Below are 26,634 nucleotides of genomic sequence, written 5' to 3' on the forward strand. Positions count from 1 at the left end.
AGTCGACGTGGCAGACAACAACGAACAGGCGAACATCGGGGTCATCGGCCTCGCGGTGATGGGTTCGAACCTGGCGCGGAACCTCGCGTCGCGTGAGGGGAACACCGTCGCGGTCTACAACCGCACCTACGCCCGGACCGAGGACCTGATGCGCGAGCACGGGGACATGGGCTTCATCGCGTCGGAAGACATCGACGACTTCGTCACCTCGCTGTCGAAGCCGCGCACGGCGATCATCATGGTCCAGGCCGGGAAGGGCACCGACGCCGTCATCGGTCAGTTGGCCGAGCGGTTCGAGCCGGGCGACATCATCGTCGACGGCGGCAACGCGAACTTCCACGACACCATCCGCCGCGAGCACGACCTGAAGGACAAGGGCATCAACTTCGTCGGCACCGGCATCTCCGGCGGCGAAGAGGGCGCCCTGCACGGGCCGTCGATCATGCCCGGCGGCTCGGACGAGGCGTGGGAGACGCTCGGCCCGATCCTGAAGTCGATCGCGGCCGTCGCCGAGGGCGAGCCCTGCGTCACCCACGTCGGGACCGACGGCGCCGGACACTTCGTCAAGATGGTGCACAACGGCATCGAGTACGCCGACATGCAGCTCATCGCGGAGTCCTACGACCTGCTGCGCCGCATCGGGGGCTACAGCGTCGACCAGCTCGTCGACGTGTTCGACGAGTGGAACAAGGGCGACCTGGAGTCCTACCTGATCGAGATCACCGGGGAGGTCCTCAAGCAGAAGGACGCCGACACCGGCACACCGCTCGTGGACGTCATCCGCGACGCCGCCGGATCGAAGGGCACCGGCGTCTGGACCGTGCAGAACGCAGTCGGTCTCGGCATCCCCGTCTCCGGCATCGGCGAGGCCGTGTTCGCCCGAGCCGTCTCGTCCCGGCCCGCGCAGCGCGCAGCCGTCCAGAAATCGGTCACCTCACGGCCGGACATCGCCCAAGCACCGGACTCGTTCACCGACGACGTCCGCGCAGCCCTCTACGCATCGAAGGTCGTCGCGTACGCGCAGGGCTTCGACCTCATCATCGCCGGGGCGAAGGAGTACGACTGGGACATCGCGCTCGGGGACATGGCGAAGATCTGGCGCGGCGGCTGCATCATCCGCGCCCAGTTCCTCAACCGCATCGTCGAGGCGTACGAGAAGAACCCGGACCTCGAGTCGCTGCTCGTCGACCCGTACTTCGCCGACGCCGTCGCCGAGGGCGAAGCCGCCTGGCGTCGGATCGTGGGCATCGCGGCCGCGTCCGGTGTCCCCGCGCCCGGGTTCTCCTCCGCCCTGTCCTACTTCGACTCCCTCGCGTCCGAGCGCCTGCCCGCCGCGCTCATCCAGGGGCAACGCGACTTCTTCGGCGCCCACACCTACCAGCGCATCGACAAGGACGGCACGTTCCACACCCTCTGGTCCGACAACGACCGCCGCGAGGTCGAACAGGAACCGTCCACACACTGAGCAGGACCCGCGGGAGCGCAGGCCCGGGTCGGTTGCCTCGTCATCGACGAGAGCCGACCCGGGCAGACCCGCGTCCCGGTCGGTACACGGGCACCAGCACGGGCACGGGCACACGCACAGGTCCGCAGCGCCATCCCCGTCAGGCGACGATGCGCTCGCGGGCGAGTCGGGCGAGCAGGTCGTCGAGACGAGCACCGGGGCCGAGCAACCGGTCCGAACCGGGGGCGACACGCACGAAGAACGTCGCGACGGCGGTCGTGTCGTCGGCTCGGACGTAGTGCACCGCTACGGCGGGGGCGGTGCGCCGACCGGCACCCGGCACGAGGACCGCCTCGGTCCCGACGTGCATGACGCGGCTCCACCGGATGACGAGCAGCCGAGTCGCCCGCCGTCCGTCGAGTTCCCACAGCGAAGCCTCCGTCGCTCCGAACGCCCAGGTCACGCGAGCGGTGAGTGGCACCTCGGGTCGGGCCGCCTCGATCACCCCGCGCAGTTCCTGCGTCGGAGCCGCGGGGACCAGCCACACCGTCGGGTCGATACGGCGCACCGCGCGCGCGAGCACGTCGTCAGCGCGACGCCGACCCGCTGCGCGTGCACGGACGACCGCGAGGACGACGATCGTCACGCCAGCGGTGACGGCCACCGCCTCCGCGATGCCGAAGGCCCGCAGGTCTGCGTCCGGGTGGACGGTCACGACGATGATCCGGGCAGTGAGGAGCGCCACCCACACACCGACGATCACCCACCGGAGCACGAGGAGCCGACCGGCGGAGGACCAGCGGTGCTGGTCGTCGCGGGCGCGACCGAGCCCGGGGACACGATCATGTCGCCACGGCACGCTCCGATCCTGCCACGGCGCCCGCACGGCACACCTCGCACCGGGTGAACGCTCCCCGAACCCCGACCCCGAACCCCGATCCCGACCCGGACCCGACGCGCGACCTGCAGCCGCAGCCGCAGCCGCAGCCGCAGCCGCAATCCACGAGCGGCACCGACGCCCTGTTCCCAGCACGACTGACCTACGATCCGATCGTGACCGAGCCAGACCCGCGCCTCCTCCCGCACCGCAGGTGGGCCGCAGCGCTCGTCGGCGTCATCGCCGTCCTCGCGTTCCTCGCCGTCGCCGAACTGGGCGCGCTCGTCCTGGGCGGCGCAGGCAGTCCGCTCGTCGCGGTCGGCTCCGCCGTCATCGACCTCGCGCCCCCGGCGGCGAAGGACCTCATGGTGTCGCTGTTCGGGACGGGCGACAAGGTGGCCCTGTTCGTCCTGATGAGCGTCGTCCTCGTCGCGGTGGCGGCCGGCGCCGGTGTCCTCGAACGCCGGAACCCGCCGTACGGCGCGCTCGTCTTCGCCGCCGGCGGGGTGCTCGCACTCCTCGCCGTCACCACTCGTTCGGGCAGCGGCACCCTCGACGGCGCCCCGACGGTCGCCGGCATCGCCGCCGCGGTGGTGGTGCTGCGGCTCCTGCTCCAGCGTCTCCGCCGCTGGGAGGACGCCCGCGCGGTCCCGACCGCCGGACCCGGCGGTGCTGGTGCGGTCGCACGCCGCTCCTTCATCCGCTGGACGGTGACCAGCGCAGCGCTCGCAGTGGTGGTGGGCGGCGCCTCCCGGATCGGCTCGGCCTCGCTCCAGGCCGCAGCGGCCGTCCGGCGAGCCGTGCGCCTGCCGCAGCCGGCGACGCCCGCCCCGCCCGTCCCGAGCGGCGCGAGCCTGGACGTCGAGGGCATCACACCGTACGTCACGCCGAACGCCGACTTCTACCGCATCGACACGGCGCTGCGCGTCCCCGCCATCGACCCCGCCGACTGGTCGCTGACGATCACGGGCGAGGTCGACGAGGAGGTCGAGCTCACCTGGGACGAACTGCTCGCGCTCCCGCTCGAGGAACACATGGCGACCCTGAGCTGCGTGTCGAACGAGGTCGGTGGCGACCTGATCGGCAACGCCCTCTGGCTCGGGTACCCGATCCGGTCCCTGTTGGCGCGCGCCCGCCCCCGAGCCGGAGCGGACATGGTGCTGTCCCGCAGCATCGACGGCTTCACCGCGGGGACCCCGCTCGACGTGCTCCAGGACGAGGGGACCGACGCGCTCCTGGCCGTCGGGATGAACGGCGACCCACTGCCCGCCGAGCACGGGTTCCCGGCGCGGCTGGTCGTGCCCGGCCTGTTCGGGTACGTGTCCGCGACGAAGTGGGTGACCGAGCTCGAGGTGACGCGGTTCTCCCGGGCGCAGGGGTACTGGACGCCGAGAGGTTGGTCGGAGCGGGGACCGGTGAAGCTCGAGTCGCGGATCGACACCCCGGTGGACGGCGTCACGGTGGCCGTCGGCGACCGGGTCCCGATCGCGGGCGTCGCGTGGCAGCCGCACACCGGGGTGAAGGCCGTGCAGGTCAAGGTCGGGGACGCCGACTGGCAGGACGCCGAACTGGCGGACTCGGTCTCGGCCGACACGTGGCGGCAGTGGGTGCTCCGGTGGACGGCGACGAAGGGACGGCACGAGATCCAGGTCCGTGCCGTCGGTGCCGACGGCGAGGTGCAGACGAGCGTGCAGCGGCCGCCGGCACCGAACGGCGCGACCGGGTGGCACGGGGTCACCATCACGGCGTCCTGACGGGAGGCCCGTGCGGTCAGGCGGGGAGCGTCGCCACCACGCACGTGCCGTCGACGTCGTCGTCCCGCACGACATCGGTCGTGAACCCCGCGGTGCGGAACAGTTCCGCGGACACCGGCGCCTGCTCGGCCGACACCTCGATGACCACGGACCCGCCGCGCCGCACCCAGTCAGCAGCGCCGGCAGCGATGCGCCGGTGCAGGTCGAGCCCGTCGGCGCCGCCGTCGAGTGCGACCCGGTGCTCGTGGTCGCGCGCTTCGGGCGGCATGGTCGCGATGGCGTCGGTCGGGACGTACGGGGCGTTCACGGCGAGCACGTCCACCGCACCGCGGAACCGGGTGGGCAGCGGGTCGAACAGGTTCCCGGTCACGACGATGCCGCGGTCGCCGAGGTTCTCCGCGGCCACCTCGGTGGCGTCGGGGTCGATGTCGGCAGCGACGAGGTCGAGCGCCCCGACGCGTTCCAGCAGCGCCATCGCGACGGCTCCCGCTCCGCAACACAGGTCGACGACACGGTCGTACCGTCGGAGCCGTCGGGCTGCCTCCGTGACGACGACCCTGGTCCGCGCCCGTGGCACGAAGACGCCCGGTGTGACGCGGACGCGGTGCCCGTCGAACGCCGCCCAGCCGAGGACGTACTCGAGGGGCTCCCCCGCCAGGCGACGCTGCACCAGGCCGCGGAGCCGGACCGCGTCGCCGTCACCGGCCGCGAGGAGCAGGTCCGCCTCGTCCTCAGCGAACACGCTCCCGCCCGACCGGAGTCGGGCGGCGAGGGCGTCCCGCGCGGTCAGTGCCACCGTCGGACGTGAGCGCTCAGGCGGCGCCGTCGAACATCGACGTCACCGAGCCGTCGTCGAACACCTCGTGGATGGCCCGGGCGATGAGCGGCGCGATCGGCAGCACCTCGAGCTTGTCCCAGCGCTTCTCGGGCGGCAGCGGCAGGGTGTCGGTCACGACGACGCGGTCGATGAACTCGCTCTGCAGCAGCTCCGTGGCCGGGTCGGAGAACACCGCGTGGGTGGCGGCGACGACGACGCCCTTGGCACCGTTGGCCTTGAGTGCCTCGGCGGCCTTCGCGATGGTGCGCCCGGTGTCGATGAGGTCGTCGACGAGCAGGCACCAGCGACCGGAGACGTCACCGACGATCTCGTGCACGGAGACCTGGTTCGGCACGAGCGGGTCACGGCGCTTGTGGATGATCGCCAGCGGAGCCCCGAGCTTCTCGGACCAGATGTCGGCGACGCGGACGCGCCCCATGTCCGGCGAGACGACGGTGAGGGTCTCCGGGTCGAGCATCTCCTTGAAGCGCTCGAGCAGCACGGGCATGGCGAACAGGTGGTCGACGGGACCGTCGAAGAAGCCCTGGATCTGCGGCGCGTGCAGGTCGACGCTCATGATGCGGTGCGCACCCGCGGCCTTGAACAGGTCGGCGACCAGACGGGCCGAGATCGGCTCACGCCCACGGCCCTTCTTGTCCTGGCGGGCGTACGGGTAGAACGGCGCCACGACGGTGATGCGCTTGGCCGAGGCACGCTTGAGCGCGTCGACCATGATGAGCTGCTCCATGAGCCACTCGTTGATCGGGGCGGTGTGCGACTGGATGACGAAGGCGTCGCATCCGCGGACCGACTCGTCGAAGCGGGCGTAGAGCTCACCGTTGGCGAAGGTCCGGGCGTCGGTCGGGACGAGGTCGACACCGAGCTCTTCCGCGATCGCCTTCGACAGTTCCGGGTGCGCTCGCCCGGCCACCAGGACGAGTCGCTTCTGGCCGGTTGTCTTGATTCCGGACACGTGTGGTGCTCACTCCCTGACCCCGAGAGGGGGCCGATCTGACCCCGCCGGGGCCGATGTCCTGGGCTCCGATCGGGGCCCACCGCTGACGGCCGCAGGGACCGTCGAAGGTGTCACTCGCCTCGCGCGCGCCGAGCTGCCTCGGCCGCCGGGGTACCGGGTCGGTTCTCCTCGACCCATCCCTCGGTGTTGCGCTGTGGGGCGTAGCTGATCGCGAGCGACCCGGCCGGCACGTCCTTGCGGACGGTCGTGCCTGCACCGGTGTACGCCCCGTCACCAATCCTAACCGGGGCGACGAACACGTTGTGCGACCCGGTGCGGACGTCCGACCCGACGACGGTGCGGTGCTTGTGCACGCCGTCGTAGTTCGCCGTGATGGTGGCCGCGCCGATGTTGGAGTCCTCGCCCACCTCGGTGTCGCCGATGTAGGACAGGTGCGGGACCTTGCTGCCGCGACCGATCACGGCGTTCTTCGTCTCGACGAAGGTACCGATCTTGCCGCGGTCGCCGAGGACCGTGCCCGGCCGCAGGTAGGCGAACGGCCCGACGGAGGCGCCGTCCCCGATGACCGCGAGCGTGGCGTCGACCCGGTTGACGGTGGCGCCGGCGCCGACCTCGGTGTCCCGGAGCGTGGTGCCCGGTCCGACGACGGCGCCGGCCGCGATCGCCGTCGCTCCGAGCAGCTGCGTGCCGGGCAGGAGCTCGGCGTCGGGCTCGATGGACACGTCGAGGTCGATCCACGTCGACGCGGGGTCCTGCACCGTGACGCCGGCGAGCTGGTGCCGACGGACGATCCGCGCGTTCAGCTCCCGTGCCGCATCCGACAGCTGCGCCCGGTCGTTGATCCCGGCCACGAGCCACGGGTCGGTCAGGGTGACGACGTCCACCCGTCCCCCGCGGGCGGCGATGAGCGCGGGCACGTCGGTGATGTACTTCTCGCCCTGTGCGTTCTCCGTCGTCAGCGACGGCAGCACCGCGCGCAGGTGGGTGACGTCGAACGCGTAGATGCCGGCGTTGGTCTCGGTGACGGCACGCTGCTCGTCTGTCGCGTCCTTGTGCTCGACGACACCGGTGAAGGCGCCGGAGGCGTCGCGCAGGATCCGGCCGAGCCCGGTCGGGTCGTCCTGGATGGCGCTGACGAAGGTGACCGCGTTCGACTGGCTCGCGTGCGCCTCGACCAGTCCGCGGAGGCTCTGCGCGTCGAGCAGCGGGACGTCGCCGGAGAGCACCACGACGACGCCGTCGAAGTCGGCCGGGAGCGCGTCGACCGCGACCTCCACCGCCCGACCGGTCCCGGGGACGTCGTCCTGGTCCACGACGAGGGCGTCGGGGGCACGCTCGGTGATCTCCGCGGCGACGCGCTCACGCTCGTGCCGCACGACCACGGCGACGTGCTCGGGCGACAGGGACTCGGCGGTCCGGAGCACGTGGGCGATGAGGGGCAGCCCGGCGAGCCGGTGCAGCACCTTGGGGAGCGAGGACTTCATGCGCGTGCCCTGCCCGGCGGCGAGGACGACGACGGCGATCCGCTGGTCGGTCATGCGTCCCATCCTGGCGCACCGCTCCCCCGGCGTCCGACCGTCGCGGGCATCTGTGCGGAACTCCGCGCCGCAACAAGTCCGTGGAGGAGCCCGCCGACGCACCGCGAGCGCCTGGAGGCCCGGCACCGGCCGTCTGACCGGTGCCGGGCCTCCAGGCCGAGCCGTGCGCGCGGTCCGCGAGCGCGGTCCGCGCGTGCGTGTGGACCGCCGTCAGGCGGACGTGTCCGACAGCTCCACCTTGATCCAGCCCGGCTCGCGACGGTCGAAGGCCTCGTACGCCTCGATCGCGGACCCGATGCCCTCGTGCTCGGTGATGAGCGCGGTCGGGTCGAACTGGCCCGCTGCGACCATGTCGATGAGCGGCGGCGTGACCGAGTGGTGGTCGCAGTTGCCCATCCGGATCGTGAGGTTCTTGTTCATCGCCTCGCCGATCGGGTACGACTGCGCGGTCGGCCCGTACACACCGATGATCCCGATCCGGCCGTACTTCGCCACGCACGCGACCGCCCACTGCGCGACCTGCGACGGGCCGTCACCCGGCTTCCACTGCTGCGCCTCGCCGAACCCGTCCGGGGAGGCGTCGGGCGCGACCTGGGCGACCTCGGCGTCGAACGCGGCCGCCTGCTCGTCGGACACCGCTGCCGGGCCCCGCTTCGGGCGCTCGGCGTCGACCCCGACCGCGTCGATGACGGCGTCGGCGCCGATCCCGTTCGTCAGGTCCATGATCGCCTGCACCGGGTCCTCGCGGTTGTAGTCGACGACCTCGCAGTTCTGCGCGAGCGCGGCGGCGAGCCGGGTCTCCTCGCCGTCGACGACGATCACGCGCCCGGCGCCCTGCTTGAACGCGGACGCCGCGGCGAACTGCCCGACGATGCCCGCGCCGAACACCACGACGACGTCGCCGCGGGTGACGCCGGCGAGTTCGGCACCGAACCACCCGGTCGGGAAGATGTCGGAGAGCAGGATGGCCTGCTCGTCGCTCACGTTCTCCGGCAGCGGGTGCATGGTGTTCTGCGCCCACGGGACCCGGACGTACTCGGCCTGCAGACCGTTCACGGGACCGGTCGACTCGGGGCCGCCGAAGAAGCTCGTCCCCGCCTGCGGGCCGTTCGGGTTCGCGACGTCGCACTGCGCGGTCTGTCCCATCCGGCAGTACCGGCACGCACCGCACGAGATCGTCGAGTTGATCACGACGCGGTCGCCGGCGCTGAAGCCACGGACGGCGTCGCCGACGCTGGTGACGACGCCGACGGCCTCGTGACCGAGGATCGTGCCCTCCTGCATCGGGGCCATGGTGCCGCGGACGAAGTGCAGGTCGGTACCGCAGATCGCCGAGCGGGTGATGTGCACGATCGCGTCGTGCGGGTCCTGGATCGTGGGCTCCGGGACCTCGTCGAGCCGGATGTCGCCGATGCCGTGCCAGACAACTGCCTTCATGGGGTTCCTCCTCGTGGGTCGTCGACCCGGACGGTACGCGCGGCGGTCTCGGTGGTCGTCGAGGGCAGCAGGACCCGCGGGCAGGCGGCGGCCGGGAGGCCCTCCCCGCCTCCGTCAGGCGGCGGCGCCCCGGCTGGCGGGCCGGGTCTCGTCGCGCACGAACGCCATGAGCACGAGCCCGGCGACGAGCACCACGACCACCCCGAGGATCCCGTACCGGGTCGACCCGCCGACGGTCACGGCGAGGCCGAACAGCGCCGGCGCGATGAACGAGGCCGCGCGGCCGGTGGTGGCGTAGAGGCCGAACAGCTCTCCTTCACGACCGGGCGTCGCGAGCTTGGCCAGGTACGCCCGGGAGGACGACTGCACCGGCCCGACGAACACGCAGAGCGCGAGACCGAGCACCCAGAACGAGACCTGCGCGGAGCCGGCGAAGAGCACTGCGGTACCGGTCAGGGCCAGCCCCACGAGCGACACCATGATGAGCGGACGGGACCCGAACCGGTCGTCGAGTCGGCCGGAGAGCACGGTCGAGATGCCCGCGACGACGTTCGCGACGATCGCGAACAGGATGACCTCGGACGGGCTGAAGCCGAAGACCTGGGCGGCGATGATCCCGCCGAACGTGAACACCGCGCCGACGCCGTCGCGGAACACCGCACTCGCGAGCAGGAACGCGAGCACGTTGCGCCGCGTCCGCCAGAGCCGGGCGACGTCCCGCCCGAGGTCCGCGTAGGCGGTCCAGAGCGACCCGCGGCGGCTCGGGTCGGCGGGTGCCTCGGGAACGGCGAGGAAGAGCGGGACCGAGCTGACGGCGAGCCAGACCGCGGCGATCCCGATCGCGACGCGCACGTCCCACTGCCCGCCCGCGACCGTCGCCGGGAGCTGCAGGAGCCCACCGCGGCCGTCCACGCCGAAGTCCTGGATGCAGAGCAGGAGCAGGACGACGAGGAGCACGATCCCGCCGAAGTACCCGGCGGCCCAGCCGATCGCGGAGACCCGGCCGGTCTTCGGTCCGGTGGCGACCTGCCCGAGCATCGCGTTGTACCCGACACAGGCGATCTCGTACGCGACCGTCCCGATGCCGATGAGCGCGGCGCCGAGCACCAGGTACGGCTGCTCCGGGGCGACGAACACCATGCCGACGATGGCGAAGAAGACACCGACCGTCGCGATGAGCACCGACCGCCTGCGGTGCCCGGACGTGTCGGCCAGCCGCCCGACGGCGGGGGCGACGAGGGCGACCAGGATGCCCGCGACGGTCAACGCCGTCGAGACGACGGCGGCGTTGTGGGCGAGCTCCCGCTCGACGGCGGCGGCTGCTGCACCGGTCGAGTCCTCGGCGGCGACCAGTGCCGGGTCCACGAAGGCCCGGCTCGCCAGGTAGGTGCTGAAGACGAACGTCGTGACGACGGCGTTGAAGGCGGCGGAGCCCCAGTCCCAGAGCGCCCAGGACACGAGTGCCCGTCGTCCTGCCGTGGTCGGCGGGGCCGCGGCGGTCGTCGGCGTACCGGTCATGGCGGAACCGTAGCGCGTCCCGGTGTCCTGCCGGGGAACCCGTGCCGCTCCGGGTCAGCAGGTCACCGTCGGAGCGTCTGCTTGGGGTACTCGCCGAACCGCTCCGCGTAGGCCGCGGAGAAGCGTCCGAGGTGCGCGAAGCCCCACCGGGTCGCGACCTCACCGACCGAGGCCGTCCGCGGGTCGCGGGCGAGCAGTTCGTCGTGCACGCGGTCGAGCCGTACCTGCCGCAGGTAGGTCAGGGGCGAGACACCGAGGGTCCGGCGGAAGGACTCCTGCACGCTGCGCACGCTCAACCCCGCGACCCGCGCCAGCTCCGCGATGGTGATCGGGTCCTCGGGGTGGGCGTGGACGTACTCGACGGCGGCCCGGAGCTTCGCCTGCCGCGGGTGCAGCAGCTCGGCGGGGAGGCGGTCGAGCTGCGGCGGGACGACCCGGAGGAAGGCGTCGGCCGTCTGCCGCTTCGCCTCGTGCCACACGAGCGAGTCGGTCCCGCCCTCGCGCAGCGCGCGGGAGAGCGCGCCGAGCGAGTCGCGCCAGTGCCGGACGGCCGCGCTCTCGGTCGGTCGCAGGTGGTCGAACCGCAGGTCGCGGGTGCCCACGTCGAACCGTTCCGAGGCGACCTCGCGGACGAACCGACGATCCAGGTGCACGAGCTGCTGGTCGTAGTCGGCGGCCACGAACACGACCTCGCGGTGCGCGGCGAACAGCGTCGGCTGCCCGATGCGGAGCGGGACGCGGTCGCGCAGGGTGTCGGGGACGCCGGAGCCCGACGTGAGCCACCCCATCACCAGCTCGTTGCCCGGGGTGGAGGCGCCGCGGAGGAAGCCGTTCATGGTCGACCGGCGCATCGACACCTCCGAGTCCCCGACGGCCGTGTAGCGGTACGAGTACTCGCCCTCTGTCCGGCGGGACAACCACTGCTTGCCGGCGTAGATGCCGGCGAGGTCGCGGACGGCCGCCTCCGGTTCGGTCCCGGCGACCTCGAACCGGACCGGCGTGACGGACTGCTCGTCGCCCGGACCATCTGAGGACGTCGGCGCGCTCACCGGGTCACCCGACCGGACCGGACGAGACCACCGTCCGGATAGGGTGAGCCCGAACGCGCGGAGCCGACCCGCGCGCGGCTGCACGTCGAGGAGGCGAGCCCGTGAGTGAACTCGACGTCATGGGCGCCCTGGCCCGGCTCGAGCACTCCTCGATCTCGCTGCGCGACCGTCTGCGCGACCGGACCGGCATCACCGGCACGGACCTGCTGGTCGTGCGGTACGTGTGGCGCGCGAAGACGGCCGGACGGTCGGTCCGCGTGAAGGACCTCAGCGTGCACCTGGGGCTGACGGGCCCCGCGGTGACCGGTCTCGTCGACCGGCTGGCACGGCAGGGCGTCCTGCGACGGGTGCCGAACCCGGAGGACGGTCGGAGCCGCTTCATCGAGCTCACACCCGGTCACGAGGAGGTCTTCGCAGCGGCGCTGGCGAGCACCAACGAGCAGTTGCACGAACTCCTGTCCTCCTTCTCGGAACGCGAGCGTCGACGCCTCGTCCGCATCGTGGACCTGATCGCCGGGGCGCTCGACGACGGGGTGCCACCCGCGTCGTAGTGCAGGGTATGGGCCGGTCGGATCGTCGCTGGGGGGTTTGTCCGCGCAGCGCGGATGGGTCGGCGACCTCCCCGTTCGCCCGGACGTGCTCCCGTCCACCGTCGTACCGTCGGTGACGATCAGGACCCCTCGCAAGGGGGTCATGTCCGACGGGAAGGGACACCATGGGCATGTACGAGTCCGAGCCGGGCGTCGACCCGGTGCGCATCACCACCATCCGCCGTCTGCGCCGCCGCTGGAAGCACGGCGAGCAGCCGACCGACGACCAGGGGTTGTTCGACGACCTCTTCGTCGGCACGACGAAGCAGCGCTGACACACCGTCGTCGACGCGGCAGCGCGTCGCGCTGGCACACGACGGGAGGCCCGTGGCGGGATCGCCACGGGCCTCCCGTCGTGTGTGCGGCCGCTCAGCCCTTCACCGCGCCGGACGTGAGCCCGGAGACGATCGACCGGCGGAACACGAGCACGAGGATGACGATCGGCACCGTCGCCGCCACGCTCGCCGCGAAGATCTGCGCGAACGGCACCGTGAACTGGGTCCCGAACAGCGCGATGCCGACCGGGATCGTCCGCAGCGAGTTCTCGCTGTTGAAGGTGAGCGCCATGAGGAACTCGCTCCACGACGCGGTGAAGGTGAAGACCCCGACGGTGAACAACCCGGGCTTCGCCATCGGCAGGATCACGGAGAGCACCGTCCGCCAGGCACCGGCGCCGTCGATCTCGGAGGCCTCCTCGATCGTCGACGGGATGCCCTGCAGGTAGTTCCGCATGATCCAGATGGCGAACGGCAGGTTGAACGCCACGTACGGCACGATCAGCCCGGGGTACGAGTTGAGCAGTCCCAGGTTCCGTTCGAGCAGGTACAGCGGGGTGAGCACCGCGATCGCCGGGAACACCGACAACATGAGCAGCGACGTCATGATCGCGGTGCGTCCACGGATCCACCGGCCGGCGAGCGCGTACCCGGCCAGGAACGCGAGCGCGAGCACGATCACGGTCGTGGACACCGACACGATGATGCTGTTCACCATGTACTGCCCGAGCGCGTTGTCCCGGAAGGCCACGACGAAGTTGTCGAGCGTGAACGACATCGGGAAGGCGGTCGGCGGGGACTGCGCGATCTCGGAGGACGGCTTGAACGACGTCGTCACGAGCCAGTACAGCGGCAACGCGGTGACGACGGCGATGACGACGGCGCTGACGTTGACGGTGTTGACCCACCGCCGCCAGCCCTTGCGGATCCGTTGACGGGGCATCAGGCCTCGCCTCCCTTCGCCTGGTTCCGGAAGGCCCGGAGGAAGAGCAGACAGCCGGCGGCCACGATGAGCGCGGTGCTCGTCGCGATCGCCGCTCCCGGCCCGATGTTGATGTCCTGGAAGAGCACCTTGTAGCCCATGATCGCGAGCGACTGGGTGCTCGTCCCGGGGCCGCCGTTCGTCAGCACGAAGGGCAGGTCGAAGACGCCGAACGCCTGCAGGATGCGGAACAGCACCGCGATCGTCAGGGTCGGGGCGAGTTGCGGCAGCACCACGCGCCAGAACGTCTGCCAGCCGTTGGCGCCGTCGAGCTCCGCGGCCTCGTAGTGGTCCTCGGAGATCTGCACCAGGCCCGCGAGCAGGATGATCGCGACGAACGGCGTCGTCTTCCAGATGTCGGCCACCATGAGTCCGGTGATGGCCGGGACGGGCTCGCCGAGGATCACCGGCGCCTCCCCGAACAGGGCGAAGAACCAGGTCGCCACCCCGTACGTGGAGTCGTAGACGTACTTCCACAGCTGGGCGTTGACGATGGTCACGAGCGACCACGGGACGAGCATGAGCGCGAGCATCCAGCCCCGGGTCGCCCCGAGCCGCTCGAGCACGAGCGCGACGAGCATGCCGAGCACGAGCTCCACGAACACCGTGACGATCGTGTACAGGAACGTGAAGCCGAGCGCCCGGTACCAGTCCGCGCTCTGCACCAGGGCCGCGTAGTTGTCGAACCCGAAGCCCTGGATCGCGAAGCCGTCGTAGCCGATCTCGACGTCCGCGAAGCTGAGGACGATCGAGTAGACGACCGGGAAGATCGTCACCGCCGCGACGACCAAGAGGGCCGGGGCGGCGAAGCCCCAGGCGCTCCGGGCACGCAGGCGGTCGAGACGGTTCCGTCCGCTCCGGCGAACGACGGGGTCGGGGCGGGTCGGGCCTCCCGGTCGGGTCGACGTCCGGACGCCGGTCGCGGCGCTCACAGCGCCGCTCCCCGGAGCGCGAGGTCGATGGCGTCGGCCATCGCGCGCGTCCCGCCGTCGACGGTGCGCTGCCCGCCGAGGATGCCGTTGCCGTTCTGGTAGACGCCCTGCGAGACCTTCGGGTAGTAGGCGGTCGAGGTCGGACGCGGCACGAGCGTGATGCCCGCTGCGGTGTCGTACGTCGGGCGCTGCTGCCGCTTCGCGTCCGCGCTGACGAGCGACGCGGACCGGGCCGGCAGGACCCCGCCCTCGCGGGTGAGGAACTGCTGCGCCGTCTCGCTCGACATCCAGCGGGCGAACGTGAGGGCGGCTGCGGGCTGCTGGGTGTGCGGGTTGATGTAGTTCCCCCAACCGCCGATCGTCGAGTGGTGGTCCTCCATCCCGTCGAACGTCGGGCGGGCGGCGAGCCCGACCTTGCCCTGGACGGCGCTGTCCGGGCCGTTCGCGATGCCCCACGCGTACGACCAGTTCCGGAGGAACGCGGCACGACCGCCCGAGAAGGCGTCGTTCGTGTCCTGCTCCTGGTACGTGAGCGTCGCACGCGGGCTCGCGCCGGAGGTGACGAGCGAGCGCATGAACTCGAACGCCCGCCGGGTCTCGGAACTCGTCGTCGTCGCGTTCTCGAGGCCGTCGTCGAGCAGCGAGCCACCGGCGTCGGCGACGAACTCGGTGACGTTGCAGGTCAGGCCCTCGTACACGTCGCCCTGGAACGCGAACCCGTACGAGACGTCCCCGGTGTCGACGAGCTTCGCCGCGGTGTCGCGGACCTCCTCCCACGACCCGGGTACCTGGAAGCCGTGCTTGTCGAGCAGGTCCTTGCGGTACAGGAAGAACGACTCGTCGATGTAGAGCGGGAACATGTAGTACGTGCCGTCGACACTGGCGGCGAGCCGGAGCCCCTCGGGGAACTGCTCGAAGAAGTCCTCCCCCACCAGCGTGTTCACCGGCGTCGCGAGCTTGTTCTTCGCGAACTGCCCGGGCCAGGCGACATCGCCCAGGTACACGTCCGGCGTCGGCGACCCGGCTGCGATCTGCGTCGTCAGCGACGTCCGGTTCGTGTCGGTGTCGCTCGGGGCGCTGACGATCCGCACGCGGATGTCGGGGTGCTCCTTCTGGAACTCGGCGATCAGTCGCCGTCGGAGGTCCCCACCGTCCTTCGACGCCACCTGCCCGGCCCACCAGCTGATGGTCGCCGGTCCCTCCGGCGGGTCGGTCGGCCAGTCGGCGACCTCGGTCCGCTCGGGGCGCGTGGAGCAGCCGGCCAGCAGCAGCACCCCCGTGCCTCCGAGCAGGAACAGCCTGCGGTCGATGTCCATCCGTCCTCCTCGACGTCCGGTCCGCACCCCCGGCCTCCGTCTGAGCGGGCGCGCGAAGCTGTGAGGCCACTCAACCCCTGACCACCGCACCGCGCCTGGGAGTCCGCCGAGCACGAGGGTCACGCTCCTCCGCTCCGGCCGGTCTCGACGAGCCGGTCTCGTCCGCCGCGCGCGCCGACGCCCGCCGGAGCCGTACCGGACACCGCGCAGCGGTTACGGTGACCGGGTGCGCGGACCACGGACGACGGAGCCAGCGCCCGACGGCGACGCCGAGCGCGCACCGAGGGCCGTGGTCGTCGTGCCCCCTGACCCGCGGCGACGCCCGGTCCGCGCGACCCCGTGGCGTCGGGTCCTGGTGGGCGTCGTGCTCGCGGCGGTGCTCGGCGGTGCCGCGGTCGCCGCTGCCGGGACGCTCGTCTCGCAGCGGACAGCGGAACGCTTCGCCGTCGAGGACGCCACCCGCGACACCGCGGCCGTCGCACGGTCCGTCGTCGAACCCGCGCTCCGCGACGCGATCGTCGACCCGCAGGCCGACACCACCGCACACCGGGAGGCGGTGGAGGCCCTCGACCGGGCCGTGCGCCGTGCCACCGCGGCGAGCGCCGCCGTCCGCGTCAAGCTCTGGGCACCGGACGGGACCGTGCTCTGGTCGGACGAACCCCGGCTCACGGGTGAACGGTTCACGCTGTCCGACGAGGACCTCGAAGCACTCGCCGAGGACCGGTCCGACGCCGAGGTGTCCGACCTGAGCGCACCCGAGAACCGCTACGAGCGGGGGCAGGGGCCGCTCCTCGAGGCGTACCAGGCGGTCCACGTCCCCTCCGGCGACCCGCTGCTGCTCGAGGTCTACTACCCGTACGACGACGTGCTGGCGAGTTCCGCGTCGCTCCGTTCGGCGTTCGCGGCACTCGCGTTCGGCACGGTCGCCGTCGTGATCGGGCTGCTCCTGCCGGTGCTCCTGTGGCTGCTGCTCCGCCTGCGCTCGGGCCAGCGGGACCGCGAACGGCTGCTCGTCCGCGCGCTCGACGCCGAGACCGCCGAGCGCCGACGCATCGCCGCGGACCTGCACGACGGACCGGTCCAGGACGTCGCCGGGCTCGCGTTCTCGCTCGGCGCGGTCGCGCGGGGAGCGACGGGTCCGACCGCCACGGCGCTCGACGCCGCCGCGTCGACCCTCCGCGGAGCGGTGTCCGCCCTGCGCTCGCTGATGTCGGCGGTGCAGCCGGCAGCCCCCGACCGGGACGGGCTCGGTGCCGCGCTCGCCGACGCCACCGCGCGCGCCCACGCCTCCGGCATCGCCACCGTCCTCGACGTGCCGGACCGGGTGGACGCCCCACCGGCCGCCCTGACCGCGGTGGTGCGGTTCGTGCGGGAGGCAGTGGCCAACACGGTGCGGCACGCCGGGGCCTCGCGGGTCGAGGTCGTCGTCCGACGGCGGGACGGTGACCTGTCGGTCCGCGTGACCGACGACGGGACGGGATTCGACCCGGTGACGGTCCTCAGCGCGCGGCGGGAGGGACACCTCGGCACGACGCTGCTCCGGCAGGTGGCCGAGGACTCCGGCGGGTCGCTGCACCTGCGGACCGCTCCGGGTGCCGGCACCACGTGGGAGCTCAGCCTGCCGGCGGAGGCCGACCGGTGGTGAGGGTGCTGCTCGTCGACGACCACGCGCTCGTCCGCAACGGCCTGCGGGCGGTGCTCGACACGACGGCGGACTGCACGGTGGTCGGTGAGGCCGCCACGGGCGAGGCCGCGGTCGACCTGGCGGAGACCCTGCAGCCGGACGTCGTGGTGATGGACCTGTCGATGCCGGGCGCGGGCGGGGTCGCCGCCACGGCCGCGCTGCGGGAGCGCGTGCCCACGGCCCGGGTGCTCGTGCTCACGACGTTCGCCGACGACGCCCGGGTCCGCGCCGCGCTGGCGGCCGGCGCGACCGGCTACCTGCTCAAGGACGCCGACCCCGACGACGTGGTCCGGGCGGTGCAGGCGACGGCGCGGGACGAGGTGCCGATCGACCCGCGGGTGGCCCGGAGCCTCCTGCCCCGCGGGGCCGACCGGCACGCGGATTCCGACGGCCACGCGGATGCCGTCGGCCACGCGGGTGCCGACGGCCACGCGGGTGCCGACCGCCACGCGGGTGCCGCCGGTCTCGCGAGCGCAGACGGTCACGCCGGTGCCGGCAGCGGCGTCCCGGCGGGCACCGGCGGCGCGGTCCGATCCGACGGCGGCGGTCCGGTGCGCGGCCGCGCCGACGGTCCGGACCGGCACGATGCCGGTGGTCCGTTCCGTGGTGCGGCGGACCGGGACGCACCCGACCTGCCGCCGCGGGAGCGTGACGTGCTGGTCCGTCTGGCCCGTGGCCTGTCGAACCGGCAGATCGCCACCGAGCTCGGGATCGCCGAACGGACCGTGAAGGTGCACGTCGGCAGCGTGTTCCGCCGCATCGGTGTCGCCGACCGGACGAGCGCCGCGCTCTGGGCCCGGGACGGCTGGTGACCGCACGCCGACGTCGTCCGGCAGGCGGGTACTAGTACCAAGGTCCGATGGTGCCGTCCCGCTGCAGCGGCGACGATCGTGCCGAGGGGACGAACCGCCCCGAGCACAGGAGGCACACCATGGACACCACGACCACCCACCGCGGCCGCACCGCAGGTCGCCGCACGGTCGGCATCGCCGCCACCGTCGTCGCCGCCGCGGTCGCCGCAGTCGCCCTCGTCGGGGTCGCCCCGGCGCAGGCGTCCGGCAAGACCTCGACCGGCGGGGACTACGCCGTCACCGTGAACGGCACCACGACGAACCCCGCGGTCGGCAAGGACTTCAAGCTCCGTGACACCGCGGTGTCCGGCACGATCGCCGTGCGCGGCAAGCACAACGGCTTCGACATCCGGGTCGCCGACCTCGGCGTCCACGACTACACGCTCACCGGCGCACCGGACACGCAGCGGATGGTGACGAAGCCGACCGTCGTGTTCGCGTCGAAGGTCCCGACGCTGACGCCCGCCCAGCTCGCCGGCACGCGGCTGTCGTCCCTCGAGGTACGGGACGACACCCTGGTCGCGATCTTCAGCACTGCAGCCGGCAAGTACAAGATCCAGGCCAAGGACGGCGCCCAGGGCGGGATCTTCCAGATGGAGACGGAGTTCGCCGGACCGGTCGAGTTCACGCACACGCTCGGCGCCGGCCTGTTCTACTTCGTCAACCCGTACACGGGCAAGGTCAACTTCGGCGACGGCATCGCGGCGGTGGCCTCGGGCAGCGGCGCGCACCAGATGCTCCTCGGCAAGGACAGCCCGCAGGTCGCGACGAAGACCTCGCAGACGGCCACGACCACGACCTGGACCGTGCAGCCGGGTGGACGCATGGGCGGGGTGCTCGGCGAGGACGCCGTCGAGCTGAGCGCGGGTGCGACGAACTGCACGAGCGACTGCCAGGCACAGAACCAGATCCGCGGCTCCCTGCCGGTGCCGCCGGACCCGGTCGACCCGACGCCGATCGCGTCGCGCTGACGGCCGGACGGCCTGACAGGCAGACGGGAGGCCCGGTACCAGCTGGTACCGGGCCTCCCGTCTGCCTGTAGCCCGTCGCGCGCCGCGCGTCAGCGCGGGATGACCGAGAACAGGAACTTCTTCCGCACCATGTACCAGACGAGCAGGATGAGCACCGTGTGGGTGATCGTCCCGATCCAGACGTTGCCGTAGTCGACCGGGATCGACGCGACCACGAGCGCGAAGAACACCTGCCACACGAACACGTACAGGCTGGCCTGACCGAGCGGGATCCAGAGCCAGCCGATCACGGCGTTCACCGGCTTCCAGAACACCGTGAGGATCGCGTACGACACGATCGCGAAGAACGCGATGTCGACGAGACGACCCCACTGCAGGTCCACACGCTGGTACGCCGTGTTGTACAACTCGCGGTACATGTCCGCCGGGAACGGCACCGGCGTGAAGTCGAACCGGTCACCCGCCCAGACGTAGACCAGGAACGCCGCGTACCCGCACACCAGCACGCCGACGAGCACCTTGCCGACGCGGCCGGTCAGGGCGCGTGTGATCTGCCGTCGGTGGTAGCCGAGCACGAGGCCGTGCGTGAAGACCACCTGCCAGATGAACAGCGGGAACACCGCGTCGAACTGGGCGTTGACCGGCTTGAACTCCGGGTTGAGCACCTGGAACACGTAGAGCGCCCAGCTCGCGATGAGCAGCGCCCACCAGAACCCGCGGCGGATGATCCACATGAACACCGGAATGAACAGGCTCAGCACCACGAACAGGCCCATGATGTTGAACGGCCAGGGGCCCATCTCGAGCAGCAGGAACTGTCGGATCGCGTACCAGGGCGGCGGGTAGGCGAGCAGCTGCATCGCGTTCGGGTACAGGTCGTAGACGCGCCCCTCGGCCCGCACGCCGTCCGTGCCGGTCCCACGGTCGGTGAAGGTCGTGATCGCGTCGGTGTTCAGGAACGGGATGAAGCTCAGCGCGAAGACGACGAGGATGACGACGAGCGTCACGACGTACTGCTTGCGCGCCCGCTTGAAGGCCCCGATCGCCGAAGCCCACTCGCCGAACTTGGCGACGCCGAGCGGGTAGACCATGCCGAGGACCATGCCGGACAGGAACACGAACATCTCGGCACCGGTGATGGCGCCGACCGCGTGCAGCGTCAGGTACGAGTACGGGCCGGACACCTCGATGTGCGTGATCACCACCGCGAGGATGATGAACCCGCGGAACAGGTCGAGTCGGAGATCACGTCCGGGCTTGCCGTCGTCCGGGTAGCGCCAGCTCGGCACGAGCCGCCCGAACAGCCCGCTCAGCACGAACACGACCGCGAGGCCCGCCGCCAACCAGACGATCCAGGCCATCTGGTCGCCGCCGGTGTCGAGCTGCTGGTTGGTGGCCTCGGCGCCCTGCTGCGGGGTGACCCGCTCGGTGACCGGACCGAAGACGAAGCGGTCGGACTCCTGCAGGTCGGTGCGGAACGACCCGGCGACCCCGGGCGCCTTGGCGAACCGCCAGTCCGCGGGCCGGTTGCCCGCTTCGGGCTCACGCCGGATCGCGTCGATGTAGGTCACACCGCGGATCTCCGGGTGGTCGCGGACGGCGTCGATGACCTGCCGCCACCACCCCTGCTTCACGGGCAGTTCGGCGTCCCCTCCGAGCGAGTGGTCGTAGAGCGCACCGGTGTCGAGGAGCATCGGGAGGTCCCGGCCCGCGGCGAAGCGCTCCGTGAACGTCTCCGGCTGGGCCCGCTGGTAGCCCCAGGTCTCGGCGAAGCGCTGTGCCACCTCGTCGGCCTCCGGCACGTCGTTCCGCGTCAGCGGGACGTCACGCCCGGCGGCCTCCGTCGCCGCTCCCTTGCCGAAGTAGAACATCGACAGGCCGACCCAGTCGACCGACGCCTCGCCCGGCCAGTAGGGCAGGTACGGGTCGTCGGCCTCGGTCAGCTGCCCGTCACCGTTGGTGTCGAGCTTCTCCGTGTCCGTCGCCGACAGGTCGGCCAACCGGCCGGCGGACGAGCCGAACGGGTACCCGGCGCCGTAGGACGGCTGCCACACCATGCGGGCGTCCGAGTTCCCTGCGTGCACCTGCGACGCGAGCGCCCGGAAGGCCCGGATGAACTGCGTCGGCTGCTGCCCCCAGCGCAGCCACGTGCCGTTCATCTGCGGGGCGAAGCGGACGAGCAGCTGCGTGTCGTACTGCCGGTGGATCTCCTGGAGGAGCGTGTTCGCCCGGCGGGCGTCGGCCTTCGTGAGCGTCCGGAGCGCACGGTCCGGCTCGAGGCTCACCACGAGCACGGCACCCTGCGCCGCAGCGGCACGGGTCGCGCGCAGCAGCTCCCGCTCGGCCGACCGGTCGATCGGGTACGCGACCTCGACGCCGTACATGGACGGCGTCGCGTCGAGTCGTCCCTCGTAGCCGTCCGGTGAGTCCGAACCCCAGTCGAGGTCCGGTCCGAACCAGGTCTTCCCGCTCGCGGGTTCGCGGACGCCGGACGTGACGGCGTCGGCGGGCAGTGCTCCCCCGAGCACGAGCACGCCGATCGTGACCAGGAGCGCGACCGCCTTCGCCGCGTTCTGCCTCAGCGAGCGCACACCAGCGTCCAGACGTTGCGGCCGCCCTGGTGGGTGTGCTCGAGGCGGTCGAGGGCGGCGATGGCCAGGGCGAGCCCCCGGCCCCCCTCGTCCTCGGGGTCCGCCATGGTGACCTCGCCGAGGTCGATGTCGACCGGCATGCCGTTGTCGGACAGGACCGCGACCAGGTCGTCGCCGTCGGTGCCGAGGTCGAGCAGGAACCGTCGGCCCTGACCGACGTCGGACCGGCGGGTGTGCTCGATCACGTTGGCGGCGATCTCGACGAGCGCGGTCTCGAACCGGAACCGCAGCGAGACGTCGTCGACCCCCAGGCCCTCCCACCACGACCCGAACGTGTCCTGCACGGTGTCGAGCGACGCCGGGACCGCCGGGACGTCGATGCTGGCGTCTACGTTCACAGGGGTCCTCCGACGGTGGTCGACTCGTGGGCCAGGGGCATCTCCGCCTCGGGTCCGCGGTAGCGCACGGCCCGGATGACGATGCTGAAGATGAACAGGTCGAACACGACCCAGGCGGTGTTGACGAGCGGCGCGATGCCCTCGGCCTGCCCGGCCAGGTAGCGGATCGCGATCATCACGAGCGCGGCGACCAGGGCACCCATCGCGATGAGCTGCGGCCTGACCAGGTCCCACCGGGGCCGTGCCTCGGACTCGTCGCGCACCTTCGGCGTCACGCGGAACCCGAGGGGCTTGCCGCGGAACACGTTCTCGAACGCGCTCGTCACCGACTCGATCCAGACCGGGAAGAGCGCGAGCGAGTACTGCTGCCCGCGCCACGTCGGTCTGCCTGCGGCCACCACCCAGAACAGCAGCTGGTTGAGCACCAGGAACGGGATCAGCCGGACGAAGAAGTCCACGCTGTACGCCTGCACCGGCACGACGCCGAACGACAGGCAGAGGACCGGTGCGGCGATGTAGACGACCGCGGCGAAGCCCGACAGGTAGCTCCACATCGTGGAGAAGTACATGAGGCGCTGGCCGAACGACAGGCCCTTCTGCACGAGCGGGTTCTCGCGGAAGAACACCTGCATGGTGCCCTGCGCCCAGCGGAGGCGCTGCACGAGCATGGTCTGGAGGTCCTCGGGCGCGAGGCCCTTCGCGAGGATCTCGTCGTGGTACGCCGACTTCCAGCCGAGACCGTGCAGGCGCATGGCGGTCGCCATGTCCTCGGTCACCGAGATCGTCGCCAGCGGCATGATCGGCTGCGCCTCGTCGTCGCGGTTGACGTCGAGCGCGCGGGTCAGCACGGCGATCGCCTCGATCGCGGCGACCGGCGACGCGTCGCGCTGCCCGAGGACGTCGAGTGCGGCGTCGTCGAGCCCCGCGAACGTGTTGGCGTCGGTCGACATCGCGGCGAGCTCCTGCAGCTCGGCACGGACCGCCTCGAGGTCCGCCGCGGCGAACCGGAAGGCGATCGCGTCGATGCCGCGCTGGAACCGGTAGGTGACGTCGCCGAGCGGCTCGCCCGTGGCGATGTCGGCGCGTGCCTGCTCGACCACGACCTCGGCGTCGTCGAGGGCGGCGAGCACGCGCGGGTCGGTCTCGTTCTCGCGTGCGCGGGCGAGGAGCTTCTTCGCCGTCTTGACGGTGCGCTGCACGCTCGTCTCGACCTCGCGGACGTACCGCGTGATGCCGAGCTGCATGAGGGCCTCGCGGCGCAGGATCGCGTTCGACCCGCAGAAGAACGCGGCGTTCCAGCCGTCCTTCGACTGCTGGATCGGCCCGTAGAACAGGGGCGCCTGGCTGCCGAGCGGGTCCGAGTCCGGCACGTTCTCGAACCACTGCGGGGTCTGCACGAGTGCCATCCGCTCGTCCTTGAAGTACCCCAGCGTCCGGTCGAGGATGGCGGGGTCCGGCACCTGGTCGGCGTCGAGGATGAGCAGGAACTCGCCCTGCGTGGCGAGCAGCGCGTTGTTGAGGTTGCCGGCCTTCGCGTGGCGCGGCCGGTCCACCCAGTCCTTGCCGCGCGTGATGACCCCGAGGCCCTCGGCCTCTGCCGCCGCCCGCATCTCCGGACGGTTGCCGTCGTCGAGGATCCAGGTCTCGTGCGGGTGCCGGATCGCCTTCGCGGCACGGGCGGTGCGCATGACGAGGTCGATCGGCTCGTTGTACGTCGTGATGAAGACGTCGACGGTGACCGGGTCGCTCGGCGGGGTCGGCGGCTCACCGCGCTCCCGGAGCTTCCACGCGCCGAACGCGAAGAGGACCGAGTCGATGACGCTGTACGTCTCGGCGAGGATGAGCGGCACGGCGATCCACCACGAGTGCCAGTTCACCGAGGCCACCCACCGCCACGCGATGTAGTTGATGCCGGAGACGGCCGCGAGCACGGCGACCGTCCGCACGGCGAGGAGCCGACGGCGCGGGGTGCCGACCTCGAGCCGACGTCGGTCCTGACGCCCGACCTCGACCGCCGTCATCGACGTGCCTCCGGTGAACCGTGGGTGCTGTGCACGGTGTCCCCTCCTGATCCCGAAGACCCGTGCACGCGGTTGCCGCGCACGGGGGTGCCATCGGGGTCGGCGACGGTCCCGGGTCCCGCCGGTCGCTCCCCTGCGCTCGACGTCACCCCTGGCGACGTCGGCGTGCTGTCCTGTCTACCGCAGGCGGGCGACCACTGTCAGCACCACGCCCCGATCTGGGGACGGCCGGCCCGGTACGACGACGCCCGGGCCGTCGAACTCGTCGACGACCCGGGCGTTGTCGGGCGGTGTTACGCGCCGCCACCCGCGGTGAAGATGTCCTGCGAGATCTTGTCGAGCTGCGTGCGGAGCTGCTCGAGCTCCGTCTTCGCCTTGTCCAGCGCGGCCTTGGTCTCCGGCCACGTCGAACCACGGAAGTTCGCAGCCAACGGCCCGTCCCACACGTTCGAGTCGGACAGGATGCGCCCCTGCGCATCGAGCTGCGAGATCTGGTCCGTGAACCCACCGTTCACGATGGACTGGATCTGACGGATGGCGGTCTTCGCCTGCTCGGTCGAAAGCACACGCGACATGGTGAACCCCTCTTCTCTTCGTACCTGCACCCCCGCGCAGAAGATCCCCCGGAGGCTCTGACGGGGTCCACAGTACCGAACCGCGCCGCAGGCACACCAGGGTGTGCACAGGAACGACGGGAGGCCCGGTACCAGTGGTACCGGGCCTCCCGTCAGTGGTCGGTCGCGTGCGCGGCCGGTCGTGTCAGTCGCGCGTGTGACGCGGCTTGCGCGCCTCGCGGTCGTCGCCGTACCCGCGGTCGTCGCGACCACCGCGGTCGTCCCGGTCGCCGTAGCGCCCGCCGTCACGGCGCGGACCGCTGTCACGGCGGATCGGGCCGCGACGGTCCGGCTGGATCTCGATGAGCTTGCCGCTGATCCGGGTGTCGCGCAGTCGGTCGAGGACGTCCGAGCCCATGTCCGACGGCAGCTCGACGACGGAGAAGTCCGGACGGATCTGGATCGCACCGAAGTCGTCGCGGCGGAGGCCGCCCTCGTTGGCGAGGGCGCCGACGATCTGCCGGGGCTCGACACGGTGGCGGCGGCCGACCTCGATGCGGTAGGCCGTCATGGGGACCGAGCGACGTCGGCGGTCGCCGCCGTCGCGCTCACGGTCGCCGTCCCGGGCGGGACGGTCGTCACGGCTGCGGCGCTCGTCGCGCTCGGCCTGCTGGCGGACGCGGTCGTCGGCCGGGTCGAGGAGGAGCGGGGTGTCGCCCTGCGCGACGACGGCCAGCGCCGCGGCGACGTCCGACTCGGGGACGTCGTGGTGCTCGACGTAGTGCCCGATGATGTCGCGGAACGCGGTGATCCGGGACTGCTGCTCGAGGGCCGCGGTGATCGCGTCGTCGAAGCGGGTGAGGCGGGTCGAGTTGACGTCCTCGACACTCGGCAACTGCATCTGCGTGAGCGGCTGCCGGGTGGCCTTCTCGATCGCCGAGAGCAGTCGGCGCTCGCGCGGGGTGACGAAGCTGATCGCGGCACCCGAACGACCCGCGCGACCGGTGCGGCCGATGCGGTGCACGTAGGACTCGGTGTCCACCGGGATGTCGAAGTTCACCACGTGCGTGATGCGGTCGACGTCGAGTCCGCGGGCGGCGACGTCGGTCGCGACGAGGATGTCGAGCTTGCCGGACTTCAGCTGGTTGACCGTGCGCTCACGCTGGGCCTGGGCGACGTCCCCGCTGATGGCGGCGGCGGCGTACCCGCGGGCGCGGAGCTTCTCGGCCAGGGTCTCGGTCTCGCTCTTCGTGCGGACGAAGATGATCATGCCCTCGAAGTCCTCGACCTCGAGGATGCGCGTGAGGGCGTCGACCTTCTGCGGGTACGAGACGATGAGGTACCGCTGCGTGGTGTTCGCCGAGGTGGTCGTCTTCGCCTTGACCGTGATCTCGGCCGGGTCGTTGAGGTACTGCTTGGAGATGCGGCGGATCTGCGCGGGCATCGTCGCGGAGAACAGCGCGACCTGCTTGGTGTCCGGCGTCTCGGCGAGGATCGTCTCGACGTCCTCGGCGAAGCCCATCTTGAGCATCTCGTCGGCCTCGTCGAGCACGAGGTACTTCAGCTCGGACAGGTCGAGGGTGCCCTTGGCGATGTGGTCCATGATGCGACCCGGCGTGCCCACGACGACGTCGACCCCGCGTCGCAGGGCGGACAGCTGCACGCCGTACGCCTGGCCGCCGTAGACGGGCAGGACGTGGACGTTCTTCATGTGCGACGCGTACTGCTCGAACGCCTCGCAGACCTGGAGCGCGAGCTCACGGGTCGGGGACAGCACGAGCGCCTGCGGCAGCTTGGCGCCGGACTCCATGCGGGAGAGCACGGGGAGCGCGAAGGCCGCGGTCTTGCCGGTGCCGGTCTGGGCGAGGCCGACGACGTCACGGCCCTCGAGCAGGGTGGGGATGGTGGCGGCCTGGATGGCGGAGGGGGTCTCGTACCCGATCTCCTTGACGGCCTTGAGGACGGCATCGCTGAGCCCGAGGTCGGCGAAGGTGATCACGGGCTCCTCGTCGACGGCTTCGGTGGGGGTGTTCGTCTCGGTGCTCATAGGAGGAACGGT

Annotated in this window: 22 protein-coding genes; 7 read left to right on the forward strand and 15 right to left on the reverse strand. The window is 71.6% G+C overall.

The window, feature by feature from the left end:
- Window positions 1-58 precede the first annotated feature (58 nt).
- The gene (gene gndA, locus DEJ16_RS01985) at window positions 59-1,465 is read left to right on the forward strand and encodes an NADP-dependent phosphogluconate dehydrogenase (RefSeq protein ID WP_375232106.1); all 1,407 of its coding nucleotides are present in this window, start codon (window positions 59-61) and stop codon (window positions 1,463-1,465) included.
- Between the two features lie 139 nt (window positions 1,466-1,604).
- On the opposite strand, the gene DEJ16_RS01990 is transcribed toward gndA, so the two are convergent.
- Window positions 1,605-2,303 carry a hypothetical protein gene (locus DEJ16_RS01990; RefSeq protein ID WP_110823607.1) on the reverse strand — a complete coding sequence of 233 codons (699 nt, stop codon included), beginning with the start codon at window positions 2,301-2,303 and terminating at the stop codon, window positions 1,605-1,607.
- A 194-nt stretch (window positions 2,304-2,497) separates the two neighbouring features.
- Between DEJ16_RS01990 and DEJ16_RS01995 the strand changes: the two genes are divergently transcribed.
- Window positions 2,498-4,075: a molybdopterin-dependent oxidoreductase gene (locus tag DEJ16_RS01995; RefSeq protein WP_110823976.1), complete on the forward strand. Its 1,578-nt coding sequence runs from the start codon at window positions 2,498-2,500 to the stop codon at window positions 4,073-4,075.
- A 16-nt stretch (window positions 4,076-4,091) separates the two neighbouring features.
- Here the strand turns inward: DEJ16_RS01995 and DEJ16_RS02000 are convergent, their stop codons facing one another.
- From DEJ16_RS02000 to DEJ16_RS02025, 6 genes are all read right to left on the reverse strand, one after another.
- A complete protein-coding gene (locus DEJ16_RS02000; protein WP_110823975.1) occupies window positions 4,092-4,865 on the reverse strand; it encodes a putative protein N(5)-glutamine methyltransferase in 774 nt (257 codons plus the stop codon).
- Between the two features lie 22 nt (window positions 4,866-4,887).
- Window positions 4,888-5,865, reverse strand: a complete 978-nt coding sequence (locus tag DEJ16_RS02005; RefSeq protein WP_110823606.1) for a ribose-phosphate diphosphokinase — start codon at window positions 5,863-5,865, stop codon at window positions 4,888-4,890.
- A 113-nt stretch (window positions 5,866-5,978) separates the two neighbouring features.
- A complete protein-coding gene (gene glmU / locus DEJ16_RS02010) occupies window positions 5,979-7,406 on the reverse strand; it encodes a bifunctional UDP-N-acetylglucosamine diphosphorylase/glucosamine-1-phosphate N-acetyltransferase GlmU (RefSeq protein WP_110823605.1) in 1,428 nt (475 codons plus the stop codon).
- 210 nt (window positions 7,407-7,616) lie between these two features.
- Window positions 7,617-8,843, reverse strand: a complete 1,227-nt coding sequence (locus DEJ16_RS02015) for a zinc-dependent alcohol dehydrogenase (RefSeq protein WP_110823604.1) — start codon at window positions 8,841-8,843, stop codon at window positions 7,617-7,619.
- A gap of 114 nt (window positions 8,844-8,957) precedes the next feature.
- Entirely contained in the window at window positions 8,958-10,361 is a 1,404-nt protein-coding gene (locus DEJ16_RS02020; protein WP_110823603.1) for an MFS transporter, read from the reverse strand.
- Between the two features lie 62 nt (window positions 10,362-10,423).
- A complete protein-coding gene (locus DEJ16_RS02025; protein WP_110823602.1) occupies window positions 10,424-11,410 on the reverse strand; it encodes an AraC family transcriptional regulator in 987 nt (328 codons plus the stop codon).
- A gap of 101 nt (window positions 11,411-11,511) precedes the next feature.
- Between DEJ16_RS02025 and DEJ16_RS02030 the strand changes: the two genes are divergently transcribed.
- Together DEJ16_RS02030 and DEJ16_RS15625 are read left to right on the forward strand one after the other, a co-directional pair.
- A complete protein-coding gene (locus DEJ16_RS02030) occupies window positions 11,512-11,961 on the forward strand; it encodes a MarR family winged helix-turn-helix transcriptional regulator (RefSeq protein WP_110823601.1) in 450 nt (149 codons plus the stop codon).
- Between the two features lie 164 nt (window positions 11,962-12,125).
- Entirely contained in the window at window positions 12,126-12,275 is a 150-nt protein-coding gene (locus DEJ16_RS15625) for a hypothetical protein (protein WP_181419412.1), read from the forward strand.
- 94 nt (window positions 12,276-12,369) lie between these two features.
- Here the strand turns inward: DEJ16_RS15625 and DEJ16_RS02035 are convergent, their stop codons facing one another.
- The 3 genes from DEJ16_RS02035 to DEJ16_RS02045 are packed head-to-tail and all read right to left on the reverse strand — an operon-like array spanning window position 12,370 to window position 15,505.
- A complete protein-coding gene (locus DEJ16_RS02035) occupies window positions 12,370-13,218 on the reverse strand; it encodes a carbohydrate ABC transporter permease (RefSeq protein ID WP_110823600.1) in 849 nt (282 codons plus the stop codon).
- Window positions 13,218-14,189, reverse strand: coding sequence for a carbohydrate ABC transporter permease (locus tag DEJ16_RS02040; protein ID WP_181419413.1), 972 nt, complete (start codon window positions 14,187-14,189; stop codon window positions 13,218-13,220). The genes DEJ16_RS02035 and DEJ16_RS02040 overlap by 1 nt, the downstream gene beginning before the upstream one ends.
- Window positions 14,186-15,505: an ABC transporter substrate-binding protein gene (locus tag DEJ16_RS02045; RefSeq protein ID WP_110823599.1), complete on the reverse strand. Its 1,320-nt coding sequence runs from the start codon at window positions 15,503-15,505 to the stop codon at window positions 14,186-14,188. The genes DEJ16_RS02040 and DEJ16_RS02045 overlap by 4 nt, the downstream gene beginning before the upstream one ends.
- 226 nt (window positions 15,506-15,731) lie before the next feature.
- Here DEJ16_RS02045 and DEJ16_RS02050 point away from each other — a divergent pair, with 226 nt between their 5' ends.
- From DEJ16_RS02050 to DEJ16_RS02060, 3 genes are all read left to right on the forward strand, one after another.
- Window positions 15,732-17,150, forward strand: coding sequence for a sensor histidine kinase (locus tag DEJ16_RS02050; RefSeq protein WP_110823598.1), 1,419 nt, complete (start codon window positions 15,732-15,734; stop codon window positions 17,148-17,150).
- Window positions 17,147-18,001, forward strand: coding sequence for a response regulator transcription factor (locus DEJ16_RS15895; RefSeq protein WP_181419414.1), 855 nt, complete (start codon window positions 17,147-17,149; stop codon window positions 17,999-18,001). The genes DEJ16_RS02050 and DEJ16_RS15895 overlap by 4 nt, the downstream gene beginning before the upstream one ends.
- 119 nt (window positions 18,002-18,120) lie before the next feature.
- Window positions 18,121-19,011 carry a hypothetical protein gene (locus DEJ16_RS02060; protein ID WP_110823596.1) on the forward strand — a complete coding sequence of 297 codons (891 nt, stop codon included), beginning with the start codon at window positions 18,121-18,123 and terminating at the stop codon, window positions 19,009-19,011.
- Between the two features lie 89 nt (window positions 19,012-19,100).
- On the opposite strand, the gene DEJ16_RS02065 is transcribed toward DEJ16_RS02060, so the two are convergent.
- From DEJ16_RS02065 to DEJ16_RS02085, 5 genes are all read right to left on the reverse strand, one after another.
- Complete coding sequence (locus DEJ16_RS02065; protein ID WP_110823595.1) at window positions 19,101-21,602, reverse strand: OpgC family protein; 2,502 nt, start codon at window positions 21,600-21,602, stop codon at window positions 19,101-19,103.
- On the reverse strand, window positions 21,590-22,000 hold the full coding sequence (locus DEJ16_RS15630; RefSeq protein WP_110823594.1) for an ATP-binding protein: 411 nt from the start codon (window positions 21,998-22,000) through the stop codon (window positions 21,590-21,592). Before DEJ16_RS15630 ends, DEJ16_RS02065 begins: the two co-directional genes overlap by 13 nt.
- Window positions 21,997-24,021: a glycosyltransferase gene (locus tag DEJ16_RS02075; protein WP_110823593.1), complete on the reverse strand. Its 2,025-nt coding sequence runs from the start codon at window positions 24,019-24,021 to the stop codon at window positions 21,997-21,999. Before DEJ16_RS02075 ends, DEJ16_RS15630 begins: the two co-directional genes overlap by 4 nt.
- 293 nt (window positions 24,022-24,314) lie before the next feature.
- The gene (locus DEJ16_RS02080; protein ID WP_110823592.1) at window positions 24,315-24,596 is read right to left on the reverse strand and encodes a pyrophosphorylase; all 282 of its coding nucleotides are present in this window, start codon (window positions 24,594-24,596) and stop codon (window positions 24,315-24,317) included.
- 184 nt (window positions 24,597-24,780) lie between these two features.
- Window positions 24,781-26,622: a DEAD/DEAH box helicase gene (locus DEJ16_RS02085; protein WP_110823591.1), complete on the reverse strand. Its 1,842-nt coding sequence runs from the start codon at window positions 26,620-26,622 to the stop codon at window positions 24,781-24,783.
- Window positions 26,623-26,634: the final 12 nt, after the last annotated feature.

The sequence above is a fragment of the Curtobacterium sp. MCJR17_055 genome, from assembly GCF_003224335.1.
Taxonomy (GTDB): domain Bacteria; phylum Actinomycetota; class Actinomycetes; order Actinomycetales; family Microbacteriaceae; genus Curtobacterium.